This window comes from Polaribacter sp. Hel1_85, from assembly GCF_000766795.1.
In the GTDB taxonomy this organism is placed as follows: domain Bacteria; phylum Bacteroidota; class Bacteroidia; order Flavobacteriales; family Flavobacteriaceae; genus Polaribacter.
Genome location: NZ_JPDS01000002.1, coordinates 1 through 2500 on the forward strand (window position 1 = coordinate 1; position 2500 = coordinate 2500).

At 47.2% G+C, this 2500-nt stretch carries 2 rRNA genes (1 of these 2 cut by a window edge); both read right to left on the reverse strand.

The annotated features are described in order from the left end of the window. Positions 1–21 precede the first annotated feature (21 nt). Positions 22–131: ribosomal RNA gene (gene rrf / locus PHEL85_RS07190) — 5S ribosomal RNA — on the reverse strand. A 135-nt stretch (positions 132–266) separates the two neighbouring features. After that, positions 267–2500, reverse strand: a 23S ribosomal RNA gene (locus PHEL85_RS07195); it runs 650 nt beyond the window's last position.

Sequence of the window (2500 nt, forward strand, 5' to 3'; positions counted from 1 at the left end):
CTTGATTCTATCAAGATTAAAGAAAGGCGGCGACCTACTCTCCCACATAAATGCAGTACCATCGGCGCTATTGGGCTTAACTTCTCTGTTCGAGATGGGAAGAGGTGAGCCCCAATGCAATAACCACCCTAAAATTTTCAGTTAAATTGCTTTAACTGTATAAGTTAACATATGGTAAAATAATATTGCAAGTTTTTAATAGATACTGAAACTAGTTCAGTACAAGAAAAAAGAGTGTCTCTCCCGTTATTGCTAACGGGAGAAGCGTACATAAGTCTATGGGTTATTAGTATCACTTGGCTATGACATTACTGCCTTTACACCTATGACCTATCAACGTTGTAATCTCCAACGACCCTTTAAAGAAATCTCATCTTGTGGTGGGTTTCGCGCTTATATGCTTTCAGCGCTTATCCCTTCCCGACGTAGCTACCCTGCTATGCTTCTGGCGAAACAACAGGTACACTAGAGGTCAGTCCAACTCGGTCCTCTCGTACTAGAGTCAGATCCACGCAAATTTCTAACGCCCACAGCAGATAGAGACCGAACTGTCTCACGACGTTCTGAACCCAGCTCGCGTGCCACTTTAATGGGCGAACAGCCCAACCCTTGGGACCTTCTCCAGCCCCAGGATGTGACGAGCCGACATCGAGGTGCCAAACCCCCCCGTCGATATGAGCTCTTGGGGGAGATCAGCCTGTTATCCCCGGAGTACCTTTTATCCTTTGAGCGATGGCCCTTCCATGCGGAACCACCGGATCACTATGCTCTTGTTTCCAACCTGATCGACCTGTATGTCTCTCAGTCAAGCACCCTTATGCCATTGCACTCTACGTACGGTTACCAAGCGTACTGAGGGTACCTTTAGAAGCCTCCGTTACTCTTTTGGAGGCGACCACCCCAGTCAAACTACCCACCAAGCACTGTCCTCATCTCTGAGTTAGACTCTAGATAAGCAAAGGGTGGTATTTCAAGGACGACTCCACAACGCCTAGCGACGCCGCTTCAATGTCTCCCACCTATCCTACACATTACTTATCCAAAGCCAATACTAAGCTATAGTAAAGGTTCACGGGGTCTTTTCGTCCCGCTGCGGGTAATCGGCATCTTCACCGATACTACAATTTCACCGAGCTCATGGCTGAGACAGTGTCCAGATCGTTGCACCATTCGTGCAGGTCGGAACTTACCCGACAAGGAATTTCGCTACCTTAGGACCGTTATAGTTACGGCCGCCGTTTACTGGGGCTTCATTTCAGATCTTCGCCGAAGCTAAACCCTCCACTTAACCTTCCAGCACCGGGCAGGTGTCAGGCCTTATACATCATCTTTCAATTTAGCAAAGCCCTGTGTTTTTGATAAACAGTCGCCTGGACCTTTTCACTGCGGCCCATCGTTAGATGGGCGACCCTTCTCCCGAAGTTACGGGTCTATTTTGCCTAGTTCCTTAGCCATGAATCTCTCGAGCACCTTAGAATTCTCATCCCAACTACCTGTGTCGGTTTACGGTACGGGTTCTTATAATCTGAAGCTTAGAGGTTTTTCTTGGAAGCCTTTAGGCACACTATCAACGCATCCGAAGATTTGTTGTACTATCACACTTCAGCTAGATCTGCGGATTTACCTACAGTTCCAATACCTACATGTTTCAACGAACTATTCCGTCAGTTCGCGGTGCTTTCATTACTCCGTCACCCCATCGCAATTATAAGAAGTACAGGAATATTAACCTGTTATCCATCGACTACTCCGTTCGGATTCGCCTTAGGACCCGACTAACCCTCAGCTGATTAGCATCGCTGAGGAAACCTTAGTCTTTCGGTGTGCGGGTTTCTCGCCCGCATTATCGTTACTTATGCCTACATTTTCTTTTGTAACCACTCCAGCATGCCTCACAGCACACCTTCTACGCAGGTTACAATGCTCCCCTACCACTTACGTGTCTTTCAACGTAAATCCATAGCTTCGGTAATATGTTTATGCCCGATTATTATCCATGCAAAATCGCTCGACTAGTGAGCTGTTACGCACTCTTTAAATGAATGGCTGCTTCCAAGCCAACATCCTAGCTGTCTAAGCAATTTCACTTCGTTAGTTCAACTTAACATATATTTGGGGACCTTAGCTGATGGTCTGGGTTCTTTCCCTCTCGGACATGGACCTTAGCACCCATGCCCTCACTGCTGAGAAACATTTTATAGCATTCGGAGTTTGTCAGGAATTGGTAGGCGGTGAAGCCCCCGCATCCAATCAGTAGCTCTACCTCTATAAAACTTTTACTCAACGCTGCACCTAAATGCATTTCGGGGAGTACGAGCTATTTCCGAGTTTGATTGGCCTTTCACCCCTACCCACAGGTCATCCAAAGACTTTTCAACGTCAACTGGTTCGGTCCTCCACTGTGTGTTACCACAGCTTCAACCTGCCCATGGGTAGATCACTCGGTTTCGCGTCTACTACTACTAACTAAAGCGCCCTATTCAGACTCGCTTTCGCTACG